We start from the raw sequence: 6,726 nt of genomic DNA, 5'->3' as shown, positions 1-6,726 counted from the left end.
AAGCCCGGTGAAGAAGCGGCCGATCGCAAACTGTACAGGTGTGACGGCAAGCCCAGTCAAGGCAGTGACGCTGCCATAGGCAAAGATTGAAAAGCCAAGCGTTATCTTCCGGCCGAAGCGGTCGCCCAGCATGCCAAAGACACAGCTGCCCAGCATGTACCCAACGATAAAGATCGAGCCGATCAGGCCCATGGTCTTTACATCAACGCCGTACTCGATCGCGATGAGCCCAAGAGTCATGCCGTAGATGTTGATCGCGTAAGCGTCAAAGAGATAACCAAGCGTGGCCGCTAGCGTAATGACGTTGCGCGCCTTTTTGGTGATGATCGGCTCGTTGGCGTCAGCTAGATCGACCAATTCAGCCGAGCTGAGTGGCTGCGTCAGCGGCTTTGCACTACTTCGTGGGGACAACATGATGCGGTTTCCTCCTGTTTCTATTGTTCTGCTCGTTTTTAGATGGCGTCACGTTTTCTTATTTTATTGACTGCCACTAGGTTTGCTTTTGCACAAGCTAAGAGCTCGAAATCTGGCTACCGCTACCTCCTGGGAGCCGCCACCTCCTGGGGCTCTGCGGTCGTTCGCTTCGTTGGCGGGCGGTATGCCGATGTACTGTTCTTCATCGGAACGCCGCCGAGACGATCGACGGAGTGCTCCACCTCCTCAAGGGGCGGCGGTGCCGCATTGCGTTCGGTCGTGCCTGCCCAGGAACGTCTAAAGAGGCTAAGCTGAGGATTGCCTCTGCAGAGGTAATGGGCCTCTTACACGTTTGCTAAGCCGCAACGCACACTCGAATAAGAACAGTGGCGGCAAACTGTTCCTCGGGCTAATTTTTTTTTCAGAGTTATTGATAGTTGGAATCTATAAGCCCGCCGACGGTGCTTTGCTGGCATGCCATGCCCGCGAGCTTGGCGTCGGCTCAGCGGTTCGTCAGCACGGTTGTTGGCCAGGGCCGGGCTGAGCAGGATTCTACAGCCTTCCACCGCTCGAACGTTGCCGCGAGTTGGCGCTTTGCCGCTGGAGGAGCCGAGATGCTGACCGCCAGACAATCGGGGATGCTGTCGCAGATCGAGAGCTGCCGGCCCAAGCGGACGAAGGGGCAGAAGCGGCACCGCATGAACGCGGCGATGTCCATCGGCATCAGAGTCGGGCTAGGCGGCACGCTCTCTGTACGCTATCGGGCTGTGGGGACCAAGCCCGGGTAGCGGGCGGAGCGCCGCGGGCCGCTTGTTGTCCGCGAGCGCCTGCGGGTCTTGGTACAGGAGCAAGACCCGCAATTTCCGTTGGTGTCACTCGGCGGCATTGGCGTCGCCCACCCAAAGGTGGCCAGGTAGTAGCAGGCGCATCATGCAAGGAGCGCTGGCAACGCGAGCGCTGCCTGCCGCCTGGGAGGCGCTCCTAGCTTCGCGCACTTCCTCGCCGTCGATGTTGCCTTCGGCTGGCCGACGTCATAGCAGGCCCAAGTTGCTTGAGGGTTGAAAGAAGCCGGAACCCGCGGAGACGTCCTATTGTTTTCTTCAGAAGGACTCTGCTTGCGAGGCAGATCATAGACGGGATCACATGTGATACCTGCTGCCCGGTTTCGCAGCTCAGCCACAGTGCCTGAACGGTACCAGGCATGTAACTGCCTGCAGCTCAGCTCGGCGCGGAGGCTCAATCAGAAGGGCCAGGCCTATGCCGGGATAAGAACTATCAATTATCCAAAGCTCAATCCGCGGCTCATGCTTCGGTCTGACGATGCCTGGGCTGCTCACAGCGTCCGGCAGCCTTCAGCGGATCGGCGGTCTCAGGTCAACCACCGCTTCCTTATCGCTCGATCGCTTCGCTCGATGTTGTCCGGCCCATGCATCACGGCCCGATGTCTGCGCCTGGTTCACTGTTTAGGTCAGCCGACAATCGAAGACCTCTCAGTGCTCAAGCCGCACAGGCCACTGAAAATGTGAGGAGGAACGTGAATGCCCGCAAGAAATTACCAGCAATGGACCGCGAACCCACCCCTGCAGGCAGGTGAGTGGATCGACAGCCGGCTCTACACGGATCAAGAGATCTTTGACGAAGAGCTTGAGAAGATCTTCAAGCACACCTGGGTTCCGGTTTGCCATGAGTCCGAGCTGCCGAAGCCCTACGACTTCCGCACCACCAGCATCGCCAACGAGCCGGTCGTCGTCTGCCGCGGCCCCGACAACGTGGTGCGTGCCTTCCTCAACGTCTGCCCGCACCGGGGCATGATCATCGAACGCCGCCCCTCAGGAAGCTTCTACGAGGCCTCGGCCTCGGGCAACCCGAAGCGGATGACCTGCATGTTCCATGCCTGGCAGTTCGACCTGAAGGGGAACTGCGTCTACGTCAGCCGCGAGAAGGAGGGTTACCAAGACCGCCTCAGCAAGGAGGATGTTGGGTTGCGGCGGTTGCGCTGCGAGGTGAAGTTTGGTGGCTTCGTGTGGGTCAACTTGGACGACAACCCTGTGCCGCTTGAGGACTGGGCGAGTGCGCCGTTCGCGTGCCTGCGCAAGACGCTCGATGCGGAGCCTCTCGAAGTCTTTCACTATCACAAGGCCATTGTCGACACGAACTACAAGCTCTGGCACGACACGAACTGCGAGTTTTACCACGATTTCATGCACTACCATAACCGCGTCACGGGCTTCAACGACGCGTACTTTGCCCGCAAGAACGAGTCCTTCGAGCACGGGCATATCGTCGTTGGGACCTTCGAGGTGAACTACGATCAATACGAAGGCTTCGAGAGTCGTGCGGGTTTGTCGTTCCCGCATCTGCCGCCGAACCAGTGGTACATGATCGACCTCTTCCCAGGCATGAACTTCAACTTGCGCGGATCGGCGCTACGCTGCGACGTCGTCACGCCACTCGGTCCCAACAAGACCATGATCGAGTTCCGCGGGCTCGGGCTGAAGAGCGACACGCAGGAGGAGCGCCAGACCCGGATCAACCACCACAACTCGATCTGGGGTCCGTTCGGCCGCAACCTGCACGAGGATCTCATCGGCGTGCAGGGACAAGGCACCACGATGCGACCCGGCTCTGAACCGCGCCGCATTCTGCACGGGCGTCAGGAGAACCAGACCATCCACGACGAGAACGGCATGCGCCACTACTACGACGAGTGGGGCCGCTGGATAAACCGCCTGCCGCGCGACCCGTCGAAGCCCTACGCGGCACCGACAGCTGTCGCGGCCGAGTAACCCGTAGAATACCATCTGACGGGGCTCCTGGCCCCGTCAGCACGGTCCGGCAACGCGTGACGGAACCAAACTTGAGACCCGTGCAACTCGAGACGCTCTCAAGAGCGAAGCGCAGACGAGCAATCCTGATCCGGTCCATTTACGCCAGCGTTATGATGAACCGTAAAACAGAGGGAGGAAGAGACAATGGGAACCTCGATGTTGACCGGCAGCGACACTGCGCAGGCCGGCTCGTACCTCGACCAGCGGCAGTCGCTCGCGCGCGACGCCATCTACCAGGCGAGCCTATCCCTGGATGATCAGCGCTGGAATGACTGGCTGGCGCTCTGCGCGGAAGACTTCAACTACGACATCAAATCGTGGAGTCCCGAGATCAACTACGACATGACTTACCTGCATGCGTCTCGCAAGGATCTCGAAAGCCTGATCCGCCTGCTGCCCAAGCACAACACCGACCATTCGCCGCTCACCCGTCATACCAGCGTCTACACGGTTGAGATCTCGCCCGACGGAACAACGGCCCAGGCGGTCTCCTCGGTCGTGATCTTCCAACACCTGCTCGACGGCACGAACTCACACATCGACTCGGGCGAGAGCCGGCTGTTCCTGGTCGGTAAGTACTATGACCAGCTTCGGTTTGACGATGCGGGCGCGAAGTTCGTCTCGCGCGAGGTCAGGTTGCTCAACCGCCGCCTCGACAAAGGCTCCCACTGGCCACTCTAGAAGGGGCCGTTGGCGCAGGATGCAAAGGTGGCACCGCCGCCTCCTTGGCAGCCAACGTTGAGCCAGGACGAGAAGGCGCGAGCGGAAGCGGAGCGAAGCCCGACACTTACAATCGGCGGGCACTTCCAAGCGGAGCGGAGGCTTTATGAGCTGGAGGTATTTATGCGAAGCGGCTGAGGTCGCCGAGAACTCGCTGAAGCTTGTCGATGCCGAGGGCGTCCGAATCGTTGTGGCGAACTATGGTGGCGGCTTCCGGGCGATCCCACCGATTTGCCCGCACATGGAGGAGCCACTCGAGGAGTCGGGTGTCATCGCCAATTGCGTCCTGACCTGCACCAAACACCTGTGGGCTTGGGACCTGCGCAGCCTTGACCTGATGGGCGAAGCCGAGAAGCCGCTGAAAACCTATGAGGTCAAGCAGGAGGGTGGGCGCCTGCTGGCCCTCGTCGAAGAGGAACTGACCTACGACTTTGAGGAAGACACCGGCGATGACGACGACTTCTTCAATTAACTCGGGGCCGGTGGTCAGCCAATTCGAGCCCTTGCCGCGTTCAGAAACGGATGCACTGGACGATGAGAGCCGTCGTTGGCACGTGGAAGTCCAGTCGAAATCGGGCACTCTCGCCTTTACCTGCGAGACAAATGAAAATTTGCTTTATGCAGGCTTGCGGCAAGGTTTGACGCTCCCGTACGAGTGTGCCACCGGAACCTGTGGCACTTGCCGTGCTCGGGTCGCATCCGGCAGCGTTGCTGTCGGGTGGGAGGCCGCGCCCGGCCATAAAGGGCTCAAGCGCGACAAGGGTGATATCCTGATGTGCCAGACCCGGCCGCAAAGTGACTGCGTGCTGCGTGTCCCGGCCCACGTTCACACCTCCCCGCGCCACGCCGTTCCGCGTCACCACAGCGCTGTGATCGACAGCGTCCGGCAGCTGACCCGGGACGTGATCCACTTCGAGATTGCGCTGAACGACTCCATCAGCTTCGATGCCGGCCAGTTCGTCGTCTTGCGCGCACCGCACCTCGAGGGTATGCGGGCTTACTCAATGGTGAACTTTGCGACGGAAACCTGTCGGCTCGAGCTGGTGATCAAACGCAAGCCCGGCGGCGGCTTCGGCAACTGGATCTTCGACGCCGCGCGCGAAGGCCAGACCGTCGATGTGTTCGGGCCGCTTGGCCGAGCGACATTTCATCCAGAAGAGAACTATGACCTTCTGATGATCGCCGGCGGCTCCGGCATCGCCGGCATGATGTCGATCCTGTCTCGGGCAGCGCAGGAAGGTTACTTCGGCAGCCACAAGGGCTACGTGTTCTTCGGAGTGCGGACGCTGGCCGACGGCTTTTACTTGGCCGACTTCAGCGAGCATGTCGCTGCCGCAAATGGCAATCTCGAGATTACCTTAGCCATATCGGACGAGGCGGTGACGTCCCCTGTTCATCCCGACCATCCTCATGTCCGTCTCGCTGAGGGTTTTGTCCACGAGGTCTGCGCGCGCGCGATGAAGGGGCGCTATGACAATGTCATGAGCTACATCGCTGGACCACCACCCATGGTCGACGGCGCGCTTCGATCGCTCATCGTCGAGGGTCGCATGACGCCGGATCGGATCCGGTACGACAAGTTTGGCTGAGGTGCTTTGGTGGAAGCCGCGGCGATGAACATGACGGCCACGCTTCTTGGCCTCGGACTGCTGAGCGGTCTTATGATCGGCTGCGTGGGTATCGGCGGGGTCATCCTGGTGCCTGTCATGACCCTCGGGATCGGCATTCCGATCGGCACCGCCATCGCCGCCGCGATGGCGGGCTACGTTCTGACAGGCATCACTGGCACGTTGGTGTTTGGCAGGAATGGCTCGATACGATGGCCTCTCGCTCTCAGCCTGTGTCTTGGTGCAGCACCAGGAGCCTTGCTCGGCGCCTGGGCAAGCGCGGCCATTAATGCGCATGTCATTGAGATCCTTATTGCAGCACTCGCCATCGCGTCAGGCTTGTACAACCTTCGTGACAAACGCTTGGCCGGCGGCAGTCCGGTCCCGCTCAATACGATCAGTTTTGTCGCCATCGGGGCTTGCGTTGGCCTGCTGTCGGCAGTGACAGGTACCGGCGGTCCCGTGATCTTGGTGCCTTTGATGCTGACGTTTGGCTATCCGGTGCTCACGGCAGTCGGGCTTGGCCAGGCGATCCAATTGCCTGTCGCTACCCTCGCGACCTTTGGCGCCTACACTTTTGGCTCACTCGATATCTACCTTAGTGTACTTCTCTCGCTCGGCCTCGCGGTCGGCAGCACAGTCGGCGCGGGGGTGGCCCACCATGTTCCGCGCGCCACCTTGCGGACAATCGCCGCCTCCGTGCTCATCGCGACCGGCGCCTTCATCATCTATCGGCTGGTGATCTGATCATCTGCGGAGGCACTCGGAGGTACCCCATGCTGGACAGGCGGGAACTCATGCGGCGGGCGGGGCTCGCCGCGCTGGCGGGCGCCGGCGGGGCGGCGCTCTCGCCGCTGCGGGCTTCGGCGGACGGGGCGGTCACCCTGCCCTTCGGCAACGGCGAGCGGCCGCTCGTCGCCTATCCGGGCAAGCGGCCGCTGCTGCAGATGACGGCCCGGCCGCCGCAGCTCGAGACGCCCTTCTCGGTCTTCGACGAGGGTGTGATCACGACGAACGACGCCTTCTTCGTGCGCTACCACCTGGCCGACATCCCGACATCCATCGACCCCGAGACGTTCCGCCTGGAGGTGAAGGGCCATGTCGGGACGCCGGTCTCGCTGTCGCTCGCCGAGCTCAGGGCGATGCCGGGCACGGAG

6 protein-coding genes and 1 pseudogene are annotated in these 6,726 nt (G+C 61.2%); 6 read left to right on the top strand and 1 reads right to left on the bottom strand.

Annotation, left to right across the window (positions count from 1 at the left end; translation table 11 throughout):
- Positions 1-414: MFS transporter (locus WDW90_RS33440; protein WP_336491974.1), on the bottom strand; the 414-nt coding region annotated here is incomplete at its 3' end.
- 1,538 nt (positions 415-1,952) lie between these two features.
- Here WDW90_RS33440 and WDW90_RS33435 point away from each other — a divergent pair.
- The 6 genes and pseudogenes from WDW90_RS33435 to WDW90_RS33410 form a co-directional block, all read left to right on the top strand.
- Positions 1,953-3,200 carry an aromatic ring-hydroxylating oxygenase subunit alpha gene (locus WDW90_RS33435; protein ID WP_336491973.1) on the top strand — a complete coding sequence of 416 codons (1,248 nt, stop codon included), beginning with the start codon at positions 1,953-1,955 and terminating at the stop codon, positions 3,198-3,200.
- A gap of 186 nt (positions 3,201-3,386) precedes the next feature.
- Positions 3,387-3,923, top strand: a complete 537-nt coding sequence (locus WDW90_RS33430; protein ID WP_336491971.1) for an aromatic-ring-hydroxylating dioxygenase subunit beta — start codon at positions 3,387-3,389, stop codon at positions 3,921-3,923.
- Between the two features lie 145 nt (positions 3,924-4,068).
- A complete protein-coding gene (locus WDW90_RS33425; RefSeq protein ID WP_336491970.1) occupies positions 4,069-4,434 on the top strand; it encodes a Rieske 2Fe-2S domain-containing protein in 366 nt (121 codons plus the stop codon).
- On the top strand, positions 4,412-5,551 hold the full coding sequence (locus WDW90_RS33420) for a 2Fe-2S iron-sulfur cluster-binding protein (RefSeq protein ID WP_336491969.1): 1,140 nt from the start codon (positions 4,412-4,414) through the stop codon (positions 5,549-5,551). Before WDW90_RS33425 ends, WDW90_RS33420 begins: the two co-directional genes overlap by 23 nt.
- Before the next feature lie 24 nt (positions 5,552-5,575).
- Positions 5,576-6,316: a sulfite exporter TauE/SafE family protein gene (locus WDW90_RS33415; protein ID WP_336491968.1), complete on the top strand. Its 741-nt coding sequence runs from the start codon at positions 5,576-5,578 to the stop codon at positions 6,314-6,316.
- Positions 6,317-6,345: 29 nt separating this feature from the next.
- Positions 6,346-6,726 (top strand): annotated as a pseudogene (locus tag WDW90_RS33410) (molybdopterin-dependent oxidoreductase); the annotation flags it as partial.

This window comes from Methylobacterium nigriterrae (genome assembly GCF_037106235.1).
GTDB classification, from domain to species: Bacteria; Pseudomonadota; Alphaproteobacteria; order Rhizobiales; family Beijerinckiaceae; genus Methylobacterium; species Methylobacterium nigriterrae.
The sequence above is the reverse complement of the archived record's forward strand: the minus strand, read 5'-3'. Positions and strand labels throughout refer to the sequence as shown.